The sequence below is a fragment of the Streptomyces griseofuscus genome (assembly GCF_014673495.1).
Lineage (GTDB): Bacteria > Actinomycetota > Actinomycetes > Streptomycetales > Streptomycetaceae > Streptomyces > Streptomyces murinus.
Genome location: NZ_CP051006.1, coordinates 4,541,993 through 4,564,492, shown reverse-complemented (window position 1 = coordinate 4,564,492; position 22,500 = coordinate 4,541,993). Strand labels below are relative to the sequence as shown.

Below are 22,500 nucleotides of genomic sequence, written 5' to 3'. Positions count from 1 at the left end.
CTATCAACCAGCAAATGGTTGTTCGTGGTTTCAGAACCAACACAGTGGACGCGAGCAACTGAGGACAAGCCCTCGGCCTATTAGTACCGGTCACCTCCACCAGTTACCTGGCTTCCAGATCCGGCCTATCAACCCAGTCGTCTACTGGGAGCCTTACCCCATCAAGTGGGTGGGAGTCCTCATCTCGAAGCAGGCTTCCCGCTTAGATGCTTTCAGCGGTTATCCCTCCCGAACGTAGCCAACCAGCCATGCCCTTGGCAGAACAACTGGCACACCAGAGGTTCGTCCGTCCCGGTCCTCTCGTACTAGGGACAGCCCTTCTCAAGACTCCTACGCGCACAGCGGATAGGGACCGAACTGTCTCACGACGTTCTAAACCCAGCTCGCGTACCGCTTTAATGGGCGAACAGCCCAACCCTTGGGACCGACTCCAGCCCCAGGATGCGACGAGCCGACATCGAGGTGCCAAACCATCCCGTCGATATGGACTCTTGGGGAAGATCAGCCTGTTATCCCCGGGGTACCTTTTATCCGTTGAGCGACGGCGCTTCCACAAGCCACCGCCGGATCACTAGTCCCGACTTTCGTCCCTGCTCGACCCGTCGGTCTCACAGTCAAGCTCCCTTGTGCACTTACACTCAACACCTGATTACCAACCAGGCTGAGGGAACCTTTGGGCGCCTCCGTTACCCTTTAGGAGGCAACCGCCCCAGTTAAACTACCCATCAGACACTGTCCCTGATCCGGATCACGGACCCAGGTTAGACATCCAGCACGACCAGACTGGTATTTCAACGACGACTCCACCCACACTGGCGTATGAGCTTCAAAGTCTCCCAGCTATCCTACACAAGCCGAACCGAACACCAATATCAAACTGTAGTAAAGGTCCCGGGGTCTTTCCGTCCTGCTGCGCGAAACGAGCATCTTTACTCGTAGTGCAATTTCACCGGGCCTATGGTTGAGACAGTCGAGAAGTCGTTACGCCATTCGTGCAGGTCGGAACTTACCCGACAAGGAATTTCGCTACCTTAGGATGGTTATAGTTACCACCGCCGTTTACTGGCGCTTAAGTTCTCAGCTTCGCCCCACCGAAATGGAGCTAACCGGTCCCCTTAACGTTCCAGCACCGGGCAGGCGTCAGTCCGTATACATCGCCTTACGGCTTCGCACGGACCTGTGTTTTTAGTAAACAGTCGCTTCTCGCTGGTCTCTGCGGCCACCCCCAGCTCGAACAGCAAGTGTTCTCACCAGGTGTGGCCCCCCTTCTCCCGAAGTTACGGGGGCATTTTGCCGAGTTCCTTAACCATAGTTCACCCGAACGCCTCGGTATTCTCTACCTGACCACCTGAGTCGGTTTAGGGTACGGGCCGCCATGAAACTCGCTAGAGGCTTTTCTCGACAGCATAGGATCATCCACTTCACCACAATCGGCTCGGCATCAGGTCTCACCCTTATATGAATGGCGGATTTACCTACCACTCGGGCTACACCCTTACCCCGGGACAACCACCGCCCGGGATGGACTACCTTCCTGCGTCACCCCATCACTCACCTACTAACCGCTTGGTTCAGCGGCTCCACCACTCCCCTCAACTCCGAAGAGATCAGGGCGGCTTCACGGCCTTAGCATCACGATGCTCGATGTTTGACGCTTCACAGCGGGTACCGGAATATCAACCGGTTATCCATCGACTACGCCTGTCGGCCTCGCCTTAGGTCCCGACTTACCCTGGGCAGATCAGCTTGACCCAGGAACCCTTAGTCAATCGGCGCACACGTTTCTCACGTGTGTATCGCTACTCATGCCTGCATTCTCACTCGTCAACCGTCCACAACTACCTTCCGGTGCTGCTTCACCCGGCAGACGACGCTCCCCTACCCATCACAGCACCCGTTGGGGCTATTGCTGCAATGACACGACTTCGGCGGTACGCTTGAGCCCCGCTACATTGTCGGCGCGGAATCACTAGACCAGTGAGCTATTACGCACTCTTTCAAGGGTGGCTGCTTCTAAGCCAACCTCCTGGTTGTCTGTGCGACTCCACATCCTTTCCCACTTAGCGTACGCTTAGGGGCCTTAGTCGATGCTCTGGGCTGTTTCCCTCTCGACCATGGAGCTTATCCCCCACAGTCTCACTGCCGTGCTCTCACTTACCGGCATTCGGAGTTTGGCTAAGGTCAGTAACCCGGTAGGGCCCATCGCCTATCCAGTGCTCTACCTCCGGCAAGAAACACACGACGCTGCACCTAAATGCATTTCGGGGAGAACCAGCTATCACGGAGTTTGATTGGCCTTTCACCCCTAACCACAGGTCATCCCCCAGGTTTTCAACCCTGGTGGGTTCGGTCCTCCACGAAGTCTTACCTCCGCTTCAACCTGCCCATGGCTAGATCACTCCGCTTCGGGTCTTGAGCGTGCTACTAAAATCGCCCTGTTCGGACTCGCTTTCGCTACGGCTTCCCCACACGGGTTAACCTCGCAACACACCGCAAACTCGCAGGCTCATTCTTCAAAAGGCACGCAGTCACGAGATACAGCAAGCTGCATCCGACGCTCCCACGGCTTGTAGGCACACGGTTTCAGGTACTATTTCACTCCCCTCCCGGGGTACTTTTCACCATTCCCTCACGGTACTATCCGCTATCGGTCACCAGGGAATATTTAGGCTTAGCGGGTGGTCCCGCCAGATTCACACGGGATTTCTCGGGCCCCGTGCTACTTGGGTGTCTCTCAAGCAAGCCGCTGACATTTCGACTACGGGGGTCTTACCCTCTACGCCGGACCTTTCGCATGTCCTTCGTCTACATCAACGGTTTATAACTCGCCCTACGGCCGGCAGACCGTAGAAGAGAGATCCCACAACCCCGCACACGCAACCCCTGCCGGGTCTCACACGCATACGGTTTGGCCTCATCCGGTTTCGCTCGCCACTACTCCCGGAATCACGGTTGTTTTCTCTTCCTGAGGGTACTGAGATGTTTCACTTCCCCTCGTTCCCTCCACACTGCCTATGTGTTCAGCAGCGGGTGACAGCCCATGACGACTGCCGGGTTTCCCCATTCGGAAACCCCCGGATCAAAGCCTGGTTGACGACTCCCCGGGGACTATCGTGGCCTCCCACGTCCTTCATCGGTTCCTGGTGCCAAGGCATCCACCGTGCGCCCTTAAAAACTTGGCCACAGATGCTCGCGTCCACTGTGCAGTTCTCAAACAACGACCAGCCACCCGTCACACACCAACTTACGTCGATGCTTTACCGGGGCCGGTAACTGAAGGAAGATCATTCCCTCAGACACCCAACAGCGTGCCCGACACCCCTCGCTGACAAGATCCGCGTTCCACGCCGAAGCAGTACTGGCGTTCTCATCATCCGAAGTGTGCCGAGTAGTCAACGTTCCACCCATGAGCAACCAGCATCAGACATTCGCTGATGTACTGGCCTCTGACCGAGCAGAGCCCGGTAAGAAGTGCTCCTTAGAAAGGAGGTGATCCAGCCGCACCTTCCGGTACGGCTACCTTGTTACGACTTCGTCCCAATCGCTGGTCCCACCTTCGACAGCTCCCTCCCACAAGGGGTTGGGCCACCGGCTTCGGGTGTTACCGACTTTCGTGACGTGACGGGCGGTGTGTACAAGGCCCGGGAACGTATTCACCGCAGCAATGCTGATCTGCGATTACTAGCGACTCCGACTTCATGGGGTCGAGTTGCAGACCCCAATCCGAACTGAGACCGGCTTTTTGAGATTCGCTCCACCTCACGGTATCGCAGCTCATTGTACCGGCCATTGTAGCACGTGTGCAGCCCAAGACATAAGGGGCATGATGACTTGACGTCGTCCCCACCTTCCTCCGAGTTGACCCCGGCGGTCTCCCGTGAGTCCCCAGCACCACAAGGGCCTGCTGGCAACACGGGACAAGGGTTGCGCTCGTTGCGGGACTTAACCCAACATCTCACGACACGAGCTGACGACAGCCATGCACCACCTGTACACCGACCACAAGGGGGGCACTATCTCTAATGCTTTCCGGTGTATGTCAAGCCTTGGTAAGGTTCTTCGCGTTGCGTCGAATTAAGCCACATGCTCCGCCGCTTGTGCGGGCCCCCGTCAATTCCTTTGAGTTTTAGCCTTGCGGCCGTACTCCCCAGGCGGGGAACTTAATGCGTTAGCTGCGGCACCGACGACGTGGAATGTCGCCAACACCTAGTTCCCACCGTTTACGGCGTGGACTACCAGGGTATCTAATCCTGTTCGCTCCCCACGCTTTCGCTCCTCAGCGTCAGTAATGGCCCAGAGATCCGCCTTCGCCACCGGTGTTCCTCCTGATATCTGCGCATTTCACCGCTACACCAGGAATTCCGATCTCCCCTACCACACTCTAGCTAGCCCGTATCGACTGCAGACTCGGGGTTAAGCCCCGAGCTTTCACAATCGACGTGACAAGCCGCCTACGAGCTCTTTACGCCCAATAATTCCGGACAACGCTTGCGCCCTACGTATTACCGCGGCTGCTGGCACGTAGTTAGCCGGCGCTTCTTCTGCAGGTACCGTCACTTTCGCTTCTTCCCTGCTGAAAGAGGTTTACAACCCGAAGGCCGTCATCCCTCACGCGGCGTCGCTGCATCAGGCTTTCGCCCATTGTGCAATATTCCCCACTGCTGCCTCCCGTAGGAGTCTGGGCCGTGTCTCAGTCCCAGTGTGGCCGGTCGCCCTCTCAGGCCGGCTACCCGTCGTCGCCTTGGTGAGCCATTACCTCACCAACAAGCTGATAGGCCGCGGGCTCATCCTGCACCGCCGGAGCTTTACACCATCAAGGATGCCCAAGATGGTCATATCCGGTATTAGACCCCGTTTCCAGGGCTTGTCCCAGAGTGCAGGGCAGATTGCCCACGTGTTACTCACCCGTTCGCCACTAATCCACCCCGAAGGGCTTCATCGTTCGACTTGCATGTGTTAAGCACGCCGCCAGCGTTCGTCCTGAGCCAGGATCAAACTCTCCGTGAATGTTTACCGGTAATCCGGTGCACAAACTGAAGAGCGGAACGGTCGGAGGAATAGTCCGACCGTTCACAGCGTCCTCGCTGTGTTTATTTCAAAGGAACCACGTCCCGGTCGTGATGACCGGAGACGGGGTATCAACATATCTGGCGTTGACTTTTGGCACGCTGTTGAGTTCTCAAGGAACGGTCGCTTCCTTTGTACTCACCCTCTCGGGCTTTCCTCCGGGCTTCCCTTCGGTGTTTCCGACTCTATCAGATCTTTTCTCGATCCGATTTCCTCGGCGCCTTCCGGTTCTCGCTTTCGCGTTTCCCTTTCCGGCGGTTCCGACTCTATCAGATCCTTTCGGCGTCTGACCCCCAGTCAGCGGGGTTTGTCTTCCCGGCCGTTGGGCCGTTCCGACGTCTCAAACCTTAGCGGATCGCTTCGGCAATTCCCAATCGGGCCGCCGAATCCCTATTCGAATTGAATTCGGGCACGCCGAAATCAACCCAGAGGGAGATCGTGCTGATGGTGTGAGGGGTGCCGCTCGAAGCGGCCAAGGTGTCACCGCAGAGACAGTACGGCTCTGCGGCAACCCGAAGAACTATACGGATGGGGTCGAGGCGTGTCAACCGCGCCCTGTCAAGATCTTTTCGGTCGCTCAGTCGAGGTCGCTGAGCCGGCCACCGGCGTCCGGCTGGGCGTGCTCCACCCGGCGCAGGAGCGTGGTGAGCACCTCGCCGAGGACCGAGCGCTCCGCCGGGGTGAGGTCCTGGAGCAGGTCCTCCTCGAAGACGGTCGCGAGGCGCATCGCCTCCAGCCACTTCTCCCGGCCCTCGGGGGTCAGCTCGATGATGACCCGCACCCGGTTGGCCTCGTCGCGCTCCCGGGTGACCAGCCCCTCGGTGACCATGCGGTCGATCCGGTGGGTCATGGCGGCCGGGGTGAGGCCGAGGCGCTTGGCGAGGTCGCTGGGGCCGAGGCGGTACGGGGCACCGGAGAGGACCAGCGCCTTGAGGACCTCCCACTCGGCGTTGCTGATGCCGAGGGCGGCGGTCTGGCGGCCGTACGCGACGTTCATCCGGCGGTTGAGCCGGGACAGGGCCGACACGATCTTCTCGACCTGCGGGTCGAGGTCCTGGAACTCGCGCTGGTAGGCGGCGATCTGTTCTTCGAGGGTCGGCTCAGCGACGCCGGCGGTGTCGGCCATGGGCCGAGTATGGCACGCGGCCGCTTTGCCTTGAAGTCCTTCACTGTGTACTCTTTAGCTTCGAACTTTAGCTTTGAAGTCTTCACTCCTAACTAGTGAGAGAGGTGAACGTGACCAGGGCGATGGGCGCAGCGATGCGCCGGATCCACGTGGGCAACGCACTCAGCGCATTCGGACTCGGCTTCACAGTCCCCTACCTGTACGTCTATGTGGCGCAGGTGCGGGGTCTGGGTGCCATGACGGCGGGACTGGTGCTCGCCGTCTTCGCCGTGGCCGCGTTGATCGTGCTGCCGTTCGCAGGCCGGGCGATCGTGCGTCGCGGCCCGCTGCCGGTTCTGCTCGCCGCCCTGGTCACCGCCGCGCTCGGGGCGCTGAGCCTGGGGCTCGCGGGCAGCGCGTGGTCCGTCCTGCTCGCCGCCTCGGCGCTCGGTGCCGGCCAGGCCGTGATGCAGCCGGCGCTGGCCACGATGATCGTGGACTGCTCCAGCGCCGACACCCGCTCCCGGGCGTTCGCGATGCAGTTCTTCCTCCAGAACCTGGGCCTCGGCATCGGCGGCCTCATCGGCGGCCATCTGGTCGACACCACGCGCGTCTCCTCGTTCACCCTGCTGTTCGCGATCGAGGCGGCGATGTTCCTGCTGCTGGTCGCGGTGATGGCGACCGTGCGGATGCCGCACTCCCCCCGGCTGGAGGACGCGCCCGCGTCCGCGAAGGGCAGCTGGAAGCGGCTGCTCGGCAACCGGGCGATGGTGCAGCTGTGCGTGCTGGGCTTCGTGCTGTTCTTCGCCTGCTACGGGCAGTTCGAGTCGGGTCTGAGCGCCTATGGCGTGGAGGCCGCCGGGATATCCACCTCCACGCTGGGCACGGCGCTGGCCGCGAACACGCTGATGATCGTGGTCGCCCAGTTCGCGGTGCTCAGGTTCGTGGAGCGCGCCCGGCGCACCCGGGTGATCGCCCTGGTGGGTCTCATCTGGGCGGTGGCCTGGGTGGCCGCGGGATACGCGGGGCTCGGGCACGGCAGCCAGGAGATGGCGACGGCCGCGTTCGTGTCGACGTACGCGCTGTTCGGTCTCGGCGAGGCGATGCTGTCGCCGACGGTGGCCCCGCTGGTCGCCGATCTGGCGCCGGAGGGTCTCGCCGGTCAGTACAACTCGGCGTTCGCGCTGGTCAAGCAGCTGGCGCTGGCCGTCGGACCGGCGGTGGGCGGTCCGCTCGGGGCGTCGCTGCACGCGCCGTACATCGTGACCTTCGTGCTGTTCTCGCTGGGCATCACGTATCTGGCGCTGCGGCTCGGGCGGCAGCTCACCGCGGTGCAGGACCAGCCGTGGTCGGTGCGGGCGAGCCGGGTGGTCAGCCGGGGCGGGGCGGCCGCGGAGACGGTCGGCGCGGAGGCCTGAGCCCGCGGTGTCCCAGACGGCCGTCACCTTCGGGTGGCGGCCGTCGCCGTATGTCCACGGTTCAGCGGATTCCCGTCACCAGATGCACGGTGAAGGGGAGGGCCGCCGTGCCGTCGGGCGCGGTGCGGTCCGCCAGTTCGTCGCGGACCAGTCGGGCGGCGCCCAGGACGGCCTTCTCCCCGCCCGCCTCCCGGAGCAGACCGCCCCACAGCGCGGCCAGATGACCGTGGGCGTACGCGCCCAGCGGCGGGAGAACGACGTCGGAGGTGACCTCGCGATGGGTGAGGGCGCTGTAGCCCGCCGTCCGCAGGGCGCTCGTGAGCTGGTCGGCCGTACGGACGTAGGCGCGGTGGAAGTAGCGCAGCGCGTCGGGGGCGTACGTCCGCAGGGCGTGCTCGTGGGCGAGGAAGTAGGGCTGGCGGTCGAGCGGGGCCCAGACGGTGGCGGCGAACCGGCCGCCGGGCCGGGTGATGCGGGCCGTCTCGGTGAGGGCGGCCGTCAGGTCGGGGAAGAACTGGGCGCCCTGCTGGCAGACGACCGCGTCGAAGGCGGAGTCGTCGTAGGGGAGACGGTCGGCGGGGGCGGCGGTGAAGTCGATGCGGGGGGCTCGCTGCCGCGCGACGCGGATCATGCCCTCGTCGAGGTCCGTGCCACGGACCCGGCCGGTGGGTCCGACCAGGGCGGCGGCCGCGCGGGCGGCGAACCCGGTGCCGCAGGCGAGGTCGAGCACGCTCTCACCGGGGGCGGGGCGCACCGCGTCCAGCAGGGCGGCCACGAAGGGGGCCATGATCGGGGCGCTGTGGATGTCGTACGCCTCGGGGCCCTCGGTGCTGCATGCGTCTGCCATAGGTGTGCTTGTAACACCGGGAAGGGTGTGGGGGCCAACCCGTGATCGTCGCTCAGGGTCTGGGTTTCGGCAGCAGGAACTCGCACCAGACCGCCTTTCCGCCGCCCGGGGTGCGGCGGCAGCCCCAGGTGGAGGCGATGGTGGCGACGATGGCGATGCCCCGGCCCGACTCGTCGGCCGGTTCGGCGCGGCGGCGCCGGGGGAGGTGGTCGTCGCCGTCGGTGACCTCCACGATGAGGCGGCGGTCGGTGCGGCGCAGCCGCAGCCGCATCGGCGGGGTGCCGTGCTGGAGGCTGTTGGCGACGAGTTCGCTGGTGGCGAGGACACCGAGGTCGTGCAGTTCGGTGGGGAAGCGCCAGCTGGTGAGGACGCCGGAGGCGAAGGCGCGGGCGCGCGGGGCGGCCTCGACGCCGCCGAGGAGCTCCAGGGCCGCGCCCCGGAACAGCTCGCCGTCGGGGCCGGTGCGGGCGGGGTGCTGGAGGACGAGGACGGCCACGTCGTCGTCATGGTCGGCGGTGACGCCGGCCGAGCGGACCAGGCGGTCGCAGACGACCTGCGGGGAGCCGGTGGCGCCGGCCAGGGCGCGTTCCAGGGCGGCGATGCCCTCGTCCAGGTCTTCGTTCCTGCGCTCCACCAGGCCGTCGGTGTAGAGGACCGCGGTGGAGCCGGGGAGCAGGGGGATCGAGCCCGAGGAGTGCAGCCAGCCGCCGGTGCCGAGCGGCGGGCCCGTGGGTTCGTCGGCGCGGGAGACCGTGCCGTGTTCGTCGCGGACCAGGATGGGCAGATGCCCGGCGGAGGCGTACACCAGCCGGCCCTCGTTGGGGTCGTGGACGGCGTAGGCGCAGGTGGCGATCTGGTTGGGGTCGATCTCGGTGGCGAGGCCGTCGAGGAGCTGGAGCACCTCGTGCGGGGGCAGGTCGAGGCGGGCGTAGGCGCGGACGGCGGTGCGCAGCTGGCCCATGACCGCGGCGGCGCGCACGCCCCGGCCCATGACGTCGCCGATGACGAGGGCGGTGCGGCCGCCGCCGAGGGTGATCACGTCGTACCAGTCGCCGCCGACCGCGGCCTCGGTGCCGCCGGGCTGGTAGGTGGCGGCGACGCGCAGGTCGTCGGGTTCCTCCAGGTCCTGCGGGAGCAGGGAGCGCTGGAGGGTGACGGCGGTCTCGCGCTGGCGGCGTTCGCTGGCGCGCAGCCGTTCAGCGGCTTCCGCGTGGTCGGTGACGTCGGTGGCGAAGACGAGGACCGCGCCGTCGCCGTCGCCGCCGTCCGCGGCGACGGGGGTGCAGGTGAACGTGTACGAGCGGCCGTCCACCGCGCGGCGGGACTTCAGAGTGCGCGGGCGGCCGCTGCGCAGCACCTGGTCGAGCAGCGGGAGCAGGCCGAGGCCGGCGAGTTCGGGCAGGGCCTCATGGACGGGGGCGCCGGTGGGGCGGGGCCCGAAGGCCGTCGTATAGGCCTCGTTGACGTAGGCGAGGCGGTGCTCGGGGCCGTGCACGAGGGCGACGAGGGCCGGGACACGGTCGAGGACGGCGCGGGCGGGCAGTCCGTCGACGGCGGGGACCGGGCCGGTCCCGTCGGCGGGGCCCCCGGCGCGGGCCGCGGGCACGGAGCCTTCCCCTCGCCGGTCCGTGGGTACCGCGGTCTCGGTCCGCGCGGCGGCGCGGCGCTGCGTTCCGGGGAGCCGGGCGCTCCAGCGCGTGAAGTTCACTGTGGGCAAGGCCTCGTGGGTGCTAGGGCGGGCGGGGCCCGTCCGATGTCGTGGGGCAGTCTGGCAGGGAGCCGGCCGCGGCGGGCGACATCCGTCAGACGGTGGGGCGGGCCGTGGAGTTCCTGGATCCGGTCAGGACGACCCCTTCGGGTCGTGAGGATGCTTTCCCCTGGCCGCCAGTTCGAACTCCGCGCGCGGGTGTTCGAGTGAACCGAGCGAGACGATCTCCCGTTTGAAGAGTCCGGCGAGGATCCATTCGGCGAGCACGCGGGCCTTGCGGTTGACGGTGGGCACCCTGCTGAGGTGGTAGACGCGGTGCATGAACCAGGCAGGGTAGCCCTTCAGCCGCCGTCCGTAGACCTGGGCGACGCCCTTGTGCAGACCGAGGGAGGCGACGGAGCCCGCGTAGGCGTGCTCATAGGTGTCCAGGGGTTCGCCGCGCAGGGTGTGGACAAGGTTGTCACCGAGGACCCTGGCCTGGCGTACGGCGTGCTGCGCGTTGGGCGCGGTGAGGGCGCCGGGGGCGGCGGTGACGTCCGGTACGGCCGCGGCGTCGCCCGCGCCCCAGGCGTGTGCGGTGCCCTCGACGGTCAGCTGGGCGGTGCACCTGAGCCTGCCGCGGTCGGTGAGCGGCAGATCGGTGGCGGCGAGCAGCGGGTGCGGCCGGACGCCGGCGGTCCACACGACCGTACGGGTCGGGAAGCGCTGGCCGTCGCTGAGCAGGGCGACCCGGTCGGCGCAGGATTCCAGGCGGGTGCCCAGCAGCACCTGGATGTTGCGGCGGCGCAGCTGGGTGACGGTGTAGCGGCCCATGTCGGCGCCGACCTCGGGCAGGATGCGGTCGCTCGCCTCGACGAGGATCCATCTCATGTCCTCGGCGCGGACGTTGTGGTAGTAGCGGGCGGCGTAGCGGGCCATGTCCTCCAGTTCGCCGAGGGCTTCGACGCCCGCGTAGCCGCCGCCGACGAAGACGAAGGTGAGGGCGGCGTCGCGGATCGCCGGGTCGCGGGTGGAGGAGGCGATGTCCATCTGCTCGATGACGTGGTTGCGCAGCCCGATGGCCTCCTCGACGGTCTTGAAGCCGATGCCGTACTCGGCGAGGCCGGGGATGGGCAGGGTGCGGGCGACGGAGCCGGGGGCGAGCACCAGTTCGTCGTAGCCGAACAGTTCGGTGCGGCCCGCGTCGGCGGTGGCCAGGGTGGTGACGGTGGCGGTGCGCGCCGCGTGGTCGACGGCGGTCGCCTCGCCGACGACGACATGGCACTGGTCGAGGACGCGGCGCAGCGGCACGACGACATGGCGGGGTGAGATCGAGCCCGCGGCGGCCTCGGGCAGGAAGGGCTGGTACGTCATATAGGGGTCGGGTGTGACGACGGTGATCTCGATCTCACCGCGCCTGAGCTCGGCCTTCAGCTTCCGCTGGAGGCGCAGGGCCGTGTACATCCCGACGTAGCCGCCGCCGACAACCAGAATGCGCGCACGTTCCTTCACCATCCCATGACGCACCCGGCGCTGTGGTTTGTCCACAGCCCCGGCAATTTGTGTGACCGGCGGTCCTGTGACGGGTGATGCGGACCCGGTGGCCAAGGTGGTGGAAAGGGGGCAGGTCAGCGGGGTCGGACACGCGGGCGGACGCGCCGGGAATCGGGACGTATATGACTCGTGCTCCGATCGGGGGGCGCAGTGTGCGGAACCTGCCCCTTCTGAATTGACTGCCTCTCAACTATGTTCGTGTCGACGGGGTGTAGGGGATGTGGTCGTACGGGCTCAGCGACGGGCCGGCCCGCGGCGATCGGTGCCCCTTCGCACACCCCGGCATCAGTGACGGGGAGTGTCTCCGGGGGGAGACGTCATGCACCGGGGGAAACACATGCATATTCAGGACACGCACTGGTCCGCCGCCACCGCGGTGGCGGCCGGAGGATCGGCGATGCCGGCGGTGCCGGCGGTCGCGACGGCGAACGGGCGCGCGGACGGGGCGCGTACGACGCCGCTGCGGGTGGACGCACAGCGCAATCTGGAGCACGTGCTGCGTGCGGCGCGTGAGGTGTTCGGCGAGCTGGGCTACGGCGCGCCGATGGAGGACGTGGCGCGGCGTGCGCGGGTCGGGGTCGGGACCGTCTACCGGCGCTTTCCCAGCAAGGACGTGCTGGTCAGGCGGATAGCCGAGGAGGAGACGGCGCGGCTCACCGAGCAGGCGCGGACGGCGCTCGGGCAGGAGGACGAGCCGTGGTCGGCGCTGTCCCGGTTCCTGCGCACGTCGGTCGCGTCGGGGGCGGGCAGGCTGCTGCCTCCGCAGGTGCTGCGGGTCGGCTCCTCTGAGGGTTCCGCGGATGCGGCCGACGGCGTCCGCTCGGTCGTCGAGGAGGCCCGGGTGCCGCAGCAGCGGCTTCAGCCCGGGCCCGGTGAACTGCGGCTCGTGGGGCAGGACTCCGGCTACTCGGAGGACTCCGGTTCCGGTGAACTGCTCGCGGTCGTGGGGCAGTTGGTGGAGCGGGCGCGGGCGGCCGGGGAGCTGCGGGCCGATGTGTCCGTCTCCGATGTGCTGCTGGTGATCGCCACGGCGGCGCCGTCGCTGCCGGACGCCGCGCAGCAGGCGGCGGCCTCGGCGCGGCTGCTGGACATCCTGTTGGAGGGGCTGCGATCCCGGCCCGCGATCGGCTGACCCCGTCCTCGGCGGGAGTTTCGTCCGGCCACCCGCGTCATCCGAGCGATCTTCACGCCCGGGTGACGCGGGTGGCCGTTTTCGCGCCTTTCTTCGTGGTCCTTTTCCGGCAAGGCCCCTCGGACGGGTGACAGGAGGCGGAGAGGGTCGTTGAAGAAATGACGATGTGGGACGCTGGGGTCGTGATGTCGGGCTGGGGCGGGGGCGTTCCGCGATGAGTGTTGACGGGGCGCGTGAGGACGAGGGCGCCGGGACCCAGGTGCCCAGCCAGGGGCGCCGGACAGGCAGCAGGAACGTCCCCGCACAGCGGGGCATGCCGACCGGCGACGCCGAGCTGATCGAGCGGATGCGGGGCGGCGACGACTCCGCGTACGAGGAGCTGTACCGGCGGCACGCGGCCGCGGTGCGCCGGTACGCGCGCACCTGCTGCCGGGACGCGCACACCGCCGACGACCTGACCGCCGAGGTGTTCGCCCGGATGCTCCAGGCCGTGCGCGGCGGCTCCGGTCCCGAGCACGCCGTGCGGGCCTATCTGCTGACCTCGGTACGGCGCGTCGCCGCGCACTGGATCACCTCGGCCCGGCGCGAGCAGCTCGTCGACGACTTCGCCGCCTTCGCCCAGCAGGCCGCCCGCTCCTCGGCGGTGTCCGACGACGACACCCTCGAACTCGGCGCGGACGTACGGGCGTTGCACGAGGCCGAGCAGTCCATGGCCATGCGGGCGTTCCGCTCGCTGCCGGAGCGCTGGCAGGCCGTGCTGTGGCACACCGAGGTGGAGGACGAGTCCCCGAGCGAGGTCGCCGTCCTGTTCGGCCTGGACGCCAACGGCACCCGGGTGCTCGCCAGCCGCGCCCGTGAGGGCCTGAAGCAGGCGTACCTCCAGGCCCACGTCAGCACCACCCTCACCGATGACGCGGAGTGCGCGCGCTACGCCGATCAGCTGGGCGGCTACGCCCGCCGCAAGCTGCGCGTCCGCGCCGAACGGGGGCTGCGCGAGCACCTGGAGGAGTGCGCCAGGTGCCGGCTCGCGGCGGCGCAGATCGAGGAGGTCGCGGGGGGCATCCCCGCGGTCGTGCCGGTCGCGGTCATCGGCTGGTTCGGGGCCGCGGGGTACGCCAAGGCGCTCGGCCTGGTCGCGGGTGGCGCGGGGGCCGGGGCGGCGGGTGCCGCGGGGGCGGCGGCCGCGGCGAGCGGGTCATCGGGCGGTGCCGGTTCCGCGGGCGGGGCCGCCTCGGAGGCGATCGGGGCGCCGGTCAAGGCGGGCATCGCCGCCGGTGTCGTCGCGGTGGCCGCCGCGGCGGTGGCCTTCGGTCTCGTGTACGACAGCCATCCGGCGAAGGAGGTCGCCAAGCCCTCCGCGCCGGCCCCGCCGGTCGTCGTACAGAAACCCTCTCCGAAGCCCACCCCGCCGAAGCCGGCGCCCACCCCGAAGCCGACGCCCACGCCGGTGGTGCCCGCCGCGCCCGCGCCGAAGCCGGCCCCGACACCCCCGCCGAAGCCGACGCCGAAGCCCGCGCCGCCGAAGCCGAGCCCGAGGCCCACACCGACCCCGACGCCCACCCCCACGCCCACCCCGACCCCGACGCCCCCGCCTCCGGCGCCGCCCGCCGTCTACCAGCTCAGCGAGCTGAACTACGACGTGAGCGGCGACGGCACCCAGCCCGAGATCGCGCTCGGCGCGAGCAGCTGGGTGTGGCAGCGGTACGGCCTCGACATCGGCGGCACGCGGTTCGCGCACGGCGCCACCGTCCGCGGCCAGTCCTCCGTGACCATCGACCTCAACCGGCAGTGCACCGCGTACGACGCGATGGCCGGCGTGGACGACCTGACCCTCGGCCTCGGCAAGGTGGACTTCGCCGTCTACGGGGACGGGGTCCCGCTGTGGCACTCGGGGATGGTCAAGGGCCGCGAGCGGGCCGTCCCCGTCCATGTGGATCTCACCGGGCGCAGGACCGTCCAGCTCGTCGTGCGCCCGCACGGCAACGCCTTCGACCGGATGGCGCTGGCGGACTGGGCGGAGTCCCGGTTCACCTGCCGGTAGCCCGGTTCATCCGGTGGGGGTCCGGCGCAGCTCGCGCAGGACGTCCGACGCGTCGTAGCCCGCGCCCCGGGCCTGTTCGGCCGCGTACCGGTCGGCGGGCAGGGCCGCGCGGGCGTCGGCGCGGATCCGGGCGGCCTCGGTGCGCTCGGGTTCGCTGCGCGGGCAGCCGTCGCGCCAGTGGTCGGCGGCCGCGTACAGCCGTATCGCGGCCGGCAGGTCACCGAGCCGGGCGAACAGACCGGCCGCGGCGTCCACCATGCCGCCGGTGACCGACTCGGCGCAGCGCACGGCGACGGCCTCCTCCAGCGCCCCGGCCAGGATCGGCAGGCCCCGCTCGGGGCCGGACTCCGCGGCGACCAGCAGCGCCTCGATGGTGCGCATCCCGGCCACGAACTGCGGTGGGGACGTCTCGGGCCCCGCCACCTCGCGGATCGCGTCGAAGTGCGCCCGGGCCTCGGCGGACCGGCCGTCGGACAGGGCGATCCAGGCCCGCATCAGCAGCACGAAGGCGCGGGACTCCGGGACCGCGTACCGCTCCGCGGCGGTGCCCGCCTCGTCCAGGGCGGCGAGCGCGGTGTCCCGGTCCCCGAAGCGGAAGGCGATGTCGGCGAGGCGGGCCAGCAGGAACGGCGACTCCGCGTACGCGCCCACCTCGTAGGCGAGCCGCAGCGCCTCCGCGTACTCACCGCGCGCCTCGGCGAACCGGCCGCGCGCCATGTGCGCCTCGCCGGCCGCGCTGCACACCTGCGCCCGCATCCAGCGGTCCCCGACCCGGCGGCCGAGCACCCGCAGTTCGGCCAGGTCCTCGTCCACCCCGAGCAGATTGCCCGGGGAGTCGACCCGCACATGGGCGCGGAACATCAGCGCGGCGCCCAGCTCCCAATCGCCGCCGTACGCACGGCAGTTGTCGACCACCGGGGAGGTGTCCCGGGCGGCGTCCTCCGGGCTGCCCAGGTAGTAGGCGGTCATCGGCCAGATGACGCCGGGGAGGCGGGCGGCGATCGGCCCACCGGGCTCGTAGGCGGCCCGGACGAGGGTGAGGTAGCGCGGGGCCCGGTCGTCGGTGGCCATGTGGTCCATGCTGCCGCCCGCCGTCAGGAACAGCTCGAACAGCCGCAGGTCCATGCGGAGTTCGCGCAGCGGGTGGGCGGCCTCGGCGTCGGGGGCGGCGAGCAGCGCCGCCACGTGGTCGGCCGACTCCGTCCGGGCCGCGAGGGTCGCCGGGTCGTCCGCCGCACCGGCGTCGAGGGCGGCGCCGAGCCGGAGCACCTGGCGTACCCGGGTCACCGCTTCCTGGCGGTAGTTGCGCAGCCACCAGAACCAGCACATGGACCGCACGAGCGCGCCCGCCGCCTCCTCCTCGCCCGCCCGTACCGCGCGGTCCAGGGCGGCGCGGATGTTGTCCAGGTCGCTCTCCAGGCGGGAGATCCACCGGAGTTGGTCCGCCGAGCGCAGCAGCGGATCGGCCTCCTCGACCAGGGCGCGCGCCCAGGCGCGGTGGCGGCGCTCGGCGGCGGCACGCTGCCCGGGTGCCTCGGCGGCACGCTCGGCGGCGTACTCGTGGATGGTCTCCAGCATCCGGTAGCGCATGCCGCCACAGCCGCCGGGGGCGGCGACGACGAGGGACTTGTCGACCAGTGCCCCGATCAGGTCCGCCACCGGACCGGTGCACACGGCCTCGGCCGCGGCGAGGTCCCAGCCGCCGGCGAAGACGGAGACCTCGCGCAGCACGGTGCGCTCCCGCTCGTCCAGCAGGTCCCAGGACCAGTCGACCACCGCGCGCAGGGTCTGCTGGCGGGGCAGCACCGTACGGCTGCCGGAGGTGAGCAGCCGGAAGCGGTCGTCGAGGCGGTCGGCGATCTGCCGCGGGGTCAGCAACCGCAGCCGGGCCGCGGCCAGTTCGATGGCGAGCGGCAGTCCGTCCAGGCGGCGGCAGATCTCCGCCACGGCGGCGGTGTCGCCGAGCACCGCGTCGGCGTCGGGGCGTACGGCCCTGGCGCGTTCGGCGAAGAGGCGGTGCGCCTGCTCCGGGACCAGGGGTTCGACCGGGCGCACGGACTCGCCGGGCACGCCCAGGGGTTCGCGGCTGGTGGCGAGGACGGTGAGGTGCGGGCAGTGGGTGAGGAGGGTCTCGGCGAGGGCGGCGGCCGCGTCGATGACGTGCTCGCAGTTGTCGAGGACGACGAGTTCGGCGCGCGGGGCGCAGTACTCGATCAACAGATTGGTGGGGTCGGTCTGTTGAGGGGCCAGCTCGGGGTTCAGGAGCACGGTCTCGCGCAGCCCGAGGGCGCTGACCACGGCGCCCGGCACCGCGTCCGGCTGGTCCAGCGGGGCCAGTTCGACCAGCCAGGCCGGGGCGAGGGCGGCCGCGGCCTCCTCGGCGAGCCGGGTCTTCCCGGAGCCGCCCGGCCCGGTGAGGGTGACGAGGCGGGAGCGTCTCAAGTCCGCGCGTACGGCTTCGAGTTCGCCTTCCCTGCCGACGAAGGAGGTGAGACGGGGGCGGAGGTTGCCCCGGCGGGCCGGCGGCGGGGCGGGCCGGTGTTCCTGTGCCAGCAGCTCGGCGTGCAGGGCGCGCAGTTCGGGACCCGGGTCGGTGCCGAGGGTGTCGGCGAGCGTGCGGCGGACGGACTCGTGGGCCGCGAGGGCGTCGGCGGGGCGGCCGGTGTCGGCGAGGGCGCGGATGAGGAGGGCGTGCAGCGGTTCGTCGTACGGATGGGCGGCGGTCAGCTCCCGCAGCTCCGGTACGACGTCCCGGGCGCGGCCGAGGGCGAGCGCGGCGGCGGCGCGGGCGCGGGTCGCCTCCAGGCGCAGGGCCTCGGGGCGGGTGGCGGCGGTGCGGTCGGGGAGGTCGGCGAGGGCGGGGCCGTACCAGAGGGCGAGGGCGGCGGTCAGGGTGCGGTGGGCGGTGGCGGGTTCGCCGTCGGCGAGGGCCCTGGTGCCGGTGCGGGTGAGCCGTTCGAAGACGTACAGATCGATCTCGTCCTCGGTCGCTTCGAGGCGGTACCCGCCGGGGGTGGAGGTGACGGCGTCCTTGCCGAGGGTGCGGCGGAGCCGGCCGACGAGCGCCTGGAGGGCGGCGGGGGCGTCCTGCGGCGGGGCGTCGGCCCAGATCTCCTGGACGAGGGTGTCGGGGCTGGTGGTACGGCCGGGGCGCAGGGCGAGGGCGGCGAGAAGGGTGCGGAGGCGGGGGGCGGTGAGGGGGTGGGGGGTGCCCTGGCCGTCCGCCGCCTGGGTGATGCCGAGAATTCTGTACCGCACCGGGTCATTGTCGCCGGTGCCCGGCATTCCGCACGAAGGGTTTGTGGCGGGGCCGAGGGGCCCGCGCCACGGGGGCGACGGCACCGCGGTTACCAAAGGGCGCGGGGAACCGCGCGATCAGCCACCCACCGGGCCGCCCGCGAAACGCGACCGGAGTCCCCCGCTCACAGGCCGGAGGCCAACGCGTCCCGCCGCCGCTGGATCCCCGCCGGCACCGCCCTGGACCGCGCCGGCGTCCCCGACCAGCACGTCCCCCGGCGGGAGAGCAGCCGGTGCAGCCACAGCTCCAGGGAGACCAGGTCGGCCAGGCCCTCCACCGTGGCCCCGGTGGCCGCCGAGCGCAGCGCCCCGCGGATCACGCCCCCGTCCACCAGCCCCGCGTCGGCGAGCAGCGGGCGGGAGAAGAGGTCGAGCAGGGGGTCGGCGGACAGCCGCAGGCCCGCCCGCGCGGCGGCGGCCGAGGACGCGTGCGAGGGGGTGCCCCAGCCGGGCGGCAGGTCGGTGATGCCGGTGCTCTCCAGGACCGTGCGCAGGATCTCGGCCCGCGCCCCTGGCCGTACCCGCAGCGCCTCCGGCAGTTCACGGCAGGCGCGGACCACCTGGTTGTCGAGGAAGGGTGCGTGCAGCCGCTGCGAACGGACCTCCGCGGACTGCTCCAGCACCCGCAGGTCCGCGGCGTACCGGGCGAGCGCCGCCCGTGCCCGGTGCTCGCCGGGCCGCTGGACGCCCGTACCCGACCGGTCGCCCTCCACCCCGAGCAGAACCGATACTTCAGCCAGTGCCTCCCCCGTGAGCCACCGCGCGGCCGGACCCGGCGCGGCCCAGGTCAGCGCGGCGAGCGAGGCCCCGACCGCCCCCTTCGGCTCCTCGAACCGGCGCCGCATCAGCCGCTCGGCCAGCTCCTCCAGCCCCGCCCGGTACGACGTACGGGCGAGCCGTCGGGCCGCCCCGTACACCCGCGCCGGGACGAGGACCGAGCCGTCCGCCCGGGCGAGGGCGGCGACCGGCCCGACCAGGTGCCGGCGTCTGCGGTCCATCAGCAGGTCGGCGAGCCGGGCGGGGTGTGCGTCCAGGACCTGGCGCGCGCCGTGCCCGGTGAAGTGGTCCGCGCTGCCCGCGGCCAGCCGCGCCCGGTGGCGTCCCGCCATGACCAGCGAGGGTCCTGGTTCATCGGTGAGGGGGCCGTCGAGGTCGGCGTAGGGCAGGGCCTCCTCGCCGCCGGTCACCACCACATGGTGCAGCCGCGGGTCGGCCGCGAGCGCCCCCGCCCGCTGCACCTCGGCCTCCCGCCCGCCGACGGCGAGGTCGTTGAAGGTGACGGCGAGGAGGCGTTCGCCGGTGCCGTGGCCGAGGAGGGTGCCGGGCCGGCCGGGCAGCCCGGCGGCGAGCAGCGCGAGGGTGGCGGAGGCCGGGCCGCCGGAGAGATCGGCGCCGATCCCGGGCACCGGCATCCCGCGCCGGGCGCGCCGCTCGGCGGGCCCCATCCCGGGCACCGGGCCGGGATCGAGGTCGGGTACGTGCCGGGGCGCCGCGAGCCGGGTGCGCACCGCCTCCACCAGGGCGTCGCGCACGGCGTCCACCGCGCGGTCGGGGTCGGCCGAGGGCGCGGACACGGCGAGCGAGGAGACCTGTTCGTACCCGGCGATCTCCCGCGCCCCCGTGCGCAGCACCAGCGCGTGCCCCGGCGGAATGCGCCGTACCCCTTCGTAGGGGGTGGTGTCGCGCAGCGCGGCCGGGACGTCCGGGGCGGCGAGCAGGGCGGCGAGATGACCGAAGTCGAGGTTGGCCTCGATGAGGTCGGCCAGCGGCAGCGCGGCGGTGGCGTAGGCCGTGCCGCCCGCCCATGGGGTGTGGAAGACCGGGCGGGCGCCCGCGAGATCGCCGCAGACGGTGACGCGGCGGCCGACCTGGACGACGGCGGTGTAGCTGCCGGGCCAGTTCGTCAGATGGCGCAGCGCGCCGCCGCGCGCGGTGAACAGGCCGCGCCGCAGCTCTTCGTCGGAGGCGCCGCAGATGCCGAGGACGGCGATCCGGTTCTGCTCGTCGGCCGTGACCACGCGCACCTCGTCCGGGCGCCAGTCGCCGACCGCCCACAGCGGGTCGGGGTCGCCCCACAGGAGCTGGGAGCCGACCGGGTGCAGGGTCTCGCCGTCGTAGCCCACCGAGCCTGCGGAGCCGAGCCCGGCCGTGCCCGCGGCGGCACTGCTCCACCCCACCAACCACCGCATCGTGCCTCCACAGCCTGTGGACAACCACTGCACCGATCGAACCGGACCCATGCTGCCACGAAGGACGCCTGGGAGAGGTGTGGTGACACCGCACGAAACGGCGGGAGGAGTAAGGGGGTTCGCGACCGCGCGGCCACCATGATCCGGCATTCGGTCGGGTGCCACCAGGGACGGCCCGACGCGAATGCGCCCCTGTACGCTCCCCCAAAACGCCTTTCGCGCCCCTAAGTTGCATGGTCGGCGCAGAAATCACCCCAACTTCTGCGGGACGATTTTCAGCCAAATACCAGATCGTGTCCGGGAGATGAGCACGCTCCGTAGGGGCTCGCGGTGATCGCGGCGCCCCGGACGCACGCACGGTCCGGGAGACGGCATCCGCCTCCCGGACCGGTCCGCCACCCGCGGGGATGAAGGTGGCGGTGTCCCCCAGCCCACTGGATCCAGTACAGCGGGCCGACCCACGCAAGACCAGGAAACCGCCCGCGAGTTGGCCGGAGAAGAGCGCACGGCCGGGCGCACGGCCACACGCGCGGGGGCACGCGTCGGCCGGTCCGTGCACGGTGCGTACTGGTCCGTACTCCCGTACGGACCACAATCCCGCCATCCGGAACAATGCCCCTTAACGCTTGGGATGCGGCGAACTACGCTGGGTTTACGAATGCCGCACGGTTATGCCCGCGCGGCGGCCGTCTGTGTCGAGGGGTGGCGCATGTCCAGGGAGCAACGCGGGCCGAACGAAAAACTCGGCGCCGTTCTCGCCCTCGCGGGAATCAGCAACGCAGGACTCGCGCGTCGCGTCAATGATCTTGGCGCCCAACGCGGGTTGACACTTCGCTACGACAAGACGTCCGTGGCGCGCTGGGTGTCGAAGGGCATGGTGCCGCAGGGCGCCGCGCCCCACCTCATCGCGGCCGCCATCGGACAGAAACTCGGCCGCCCGGTGCCGCTCCACGAGATCGGCCTGGCGGACGCGGACCCCGCGCCCGAGGTCGGCCTCGCCTTCCCGAGGGACGTGGCGCAGGCGGTGCGGTCGGCGACCGAGCTGTACCGCCTCGACCTCGCCGGACGCCGGGCCGGCTCGGGCGGGATCTGGCAGTCGCTGGCCGGTTCCTTCGCGGTGAGCGCCTACGCGACGCCCGCCTCACGCTGGCTGATAACCCCCGCCGACAGCTCGGTCGCGCGGGAGGACGGCTCCGTCGAGGGCGCCGGCGCACCGGTCAGAGTCGGCCACAGCGATGTCCGCAAGCTGCGGGAGGCCGCCGAGGACGCCAGGCGCTGGGACTCCAAGTACGGGGGCGGCGACTGGCGTTCCTCGATGGTGCCGGAGTGCCTGCGCGTCGAGGCGGCGCCGCTGCTGCTCGGCGGGTACTCCGACGAGGTCGGCCGCGCGCTGTTCGGCGCCTCCGCCGAACTGACCCGGCTCGCCGGGTGGATGGCCTTCGACACCGGCCAGCAGGAGGCGGCGCAGCGGTACTACATCCAGGCGCTGCGGCTCGCGCGCGCGGCCGCCGACGTACCGCTCGGCGGGTACGTCCTCGCCTCCATGTCGCTCCAGGCGACATACCGGGGCTTCGGGGACGAAGGGGTCGACCTCGCGCAGGCCGCCCTCGAACGCAACCGGGGGCTGGCCACGGCGCGCACCATGAGCTTCTTCCGGCTGGTGGAGGCGCGCGCCCACGCGCGCGCCGGGGACGCGCAGGCGGCGGGCGGGGCGCTGAAGGCGGCGGAGAGCTGGCTGGAGCGCTCCCGCGAGGGGGACAACGATCCCTCGTGGCTCGGGTTCTACGGCTACGACCGCTTCGCGGCGGACGCGGCCGAGTGCTACCGGGACCTGAAGCTGCCGCGCCAGGTGCGCAGGTTCACCGAGCAGGCGCTCTCGAAGCCGACGGAGGAGTTCGTGCGCTCGCACGGGCTGCGGCTGGTCGTCTCCGCGGTGGCCGAGCTGGAGTCCGGGAACCTCGACGCGGCCTGCGAACAGGGGGTGCGGGCGGTGGAGGTGGCCGGCCGGATCTCCTCGGCGCGGACCACGGAGTACGTGCGGGACCTGCTGCACCGGCTGGAGGCCTACGGCGACGAGCCGCGGGTGGTCGAGCTGCGGGAGCGGGCCAGGCCCCTGCTGATGACCCCGGCGTAGCGCCGCGCCCCGGCACCGGTGCGGTACTG

General features: G+C 70.1%; 10 protein-coding genes and 2 rRNA genes. 4 read left to right on the top strand and 8 right to left on the bottom strand.

The genetic code is table 11. From position 1 onward, the window contains the following. Nucleotides 1–60: 60 nt before the first annotated feature. The 3 genes from HEP81_RS20305 to HEP81_RS20295 all read right to left on the bottom strand — a co-directional run bounded on the left by HEP81_RS20305 (nt 61) and on the right by HEP81_RS20295 (nt 6,193). Nucleotides 61–3,182, bottom strand: a 23S ribosomal RNA gene (locus HEP81_RS20305). A 300-nt stretch (nt 3,183–3,482) separates the two neighbouring features. After that, nucleotides 3,483–5,007, bottom strand: a 16S ribosomal RNA gene (locus HEP81_RS20300). The 16S and 23S rRNA genes sit together here, the layout of an rRNA operon. Before the next feature lie 637 nt (nt 5,008–5,644). Further along, complete coding sequence (locus HEP81_RS20295; RefSeq protein WP_037650751.1) at nt 5,645–6,193, bottom strand: MarR family winged helix-turn-helix transcriptional regulator; 549 nt, start codon at nt 6,191–6,193, stop codon at nt 5,645–5,647. A 134-nt stretch (nt 6,194–6,327) separates the two neighbouring features. Between HEP81_RS20295 and HEP81_RS20290 the strand changes: the two genes are divergently transcribed. Further along, nucleotides 6,328–7,590 carry an MDR family MFS transporter gene (locus tag HEP81_RS20290; protein WP_172624440.1) on the top strand — a complete coding sequence of 421 codons (1,263 nt, stop codon included), beginning with the start codon at nt 6,328–6,330 and terminating at the stop codon, nt 7,588–7,590. Between the two features lie 61 nt (nt 7,591–7,651). On the opposite strand, the gene HEP81_RS20285 is transcribed toward HEP81_RS20290, so the two are convergent. The 3 genes from HEP81_RS20285 to HEP81_RS20275 all read right to left on the bottom strand — a co-directional run bounded on the left by HEP81_RS20285 (nt 7,652) and on the right by HEP81_RS20275 (nt 11,639). After that, complete coding sequence (locus HEP81_RS20285; RefSeq protein ID WP_037650748.1) at nt 7,652–8,437, bottom strand: methyltransferase domain-containing protein; 786 nt, start codon at nt 8,435–8,437, stop codon at nt 7,652–7,654. A gap of 52 nt (nt 8,438–8,489) precedes the next feature. Beyond that, entirely contained in the window at nt 8,490–10,145 is a 1,656-nt protein-coding gene (locus HEP81_RS20280) for an ATP-binding SpoIIE family protein phosphatase (protein WP_037650746.1), read from the bottom strand. Nucleotides 10,146–10,277: 132 nt separating this feature from the next. Continuing rightward, a complete protein-coding gene (locus tag HEP81_RS20275) occupies nt 10,278–11,639 on the bottom strand; it encodes an NAD(P)/FAD-dependent oxidoreductase (protein ID WP_037650745.1) in 1,362 nt (453 codons plus the stop codon). 376 nt (nt 11,640–12,015) lie between these two features. On the opposite strand from HEP81_RS20275, the gene HEP81_RS20270 reads away from it, so the two are divergent. Further along, nucleotides 12,016–12,810: a TetR/AcrR family transcriptional regulator gene (locus HEP81_RS20270; protein ID WP_037650743.1), complete on the top strand. Its 795-nt coding sequence runs from the start codon at nt 12,016–12,018 to the stop codon at nt 12,808–12,810. Nucleotides 12,811–13,024: 214 nt separating this feature from the next. Next, nucleotides 13,025–14,851, top strand: a complete 1,827-nt coding sequence (locus tag HEP81_RS20265) for a sigma-70 family RNA polymerase sigma factor (RefSeq protein WP_167739827.1) — start codon at nt 13,025–13,027, stop codon at nt 14,849–14,851. Nucleotides 14,852–14,857: 6 nt separating this feature from the next. Here HEP81_RS20265 and HEP81_RS20260 read toward each other — a convergent pair whose 3' ends face one another. Together HEP81_RS20260 and HEP81_RS20255 are read right to left on the bottom strand one after the other, a co-directional pair. Further along, nucleotides 14,858–18,109, bottom strand: coding sequence for an ATP-binding protein (locus HEP81_RS20260; RefSeq protein ID WP_435841346.1), 3,252 nt, complete (start codon nt 18,107–18,109; stop codon nt 14,858–14,860). A 164-nt stretch (nt 18,110–18,273) separates the two neighbouring features. Continuing rightward, nucleotides 18,274–20,337 carry an asparagine synthase-related protein gene (locus tag HEP81_RS20255; protein ID WP_037650739.1) on the bottom strand — a complete coding sequence of 688 codons (2,064 nt, stop codon included), beginning with the start codon at nt 20,335–20,337 and terminating at the stop codon, nt 18,274–18,276. 709 nt (nt 20,338–21,046) lie between these two features. On the opposite strand from HEP81_RS20255, the gene HEP81_RS20250 reads away from it, so the two are divergent. After that, entirely contained in the window at nt 21,047–22,471 is a 1,425-nt protein-coding gene (locus HEP81_RS20250; protein WP_037650737.1) for an NsdA family TPR-like regulatory protein, read from the top strand. The last annotated feature ends 29 nt before the right edge of the window (nt 22,472–22,500 follow it).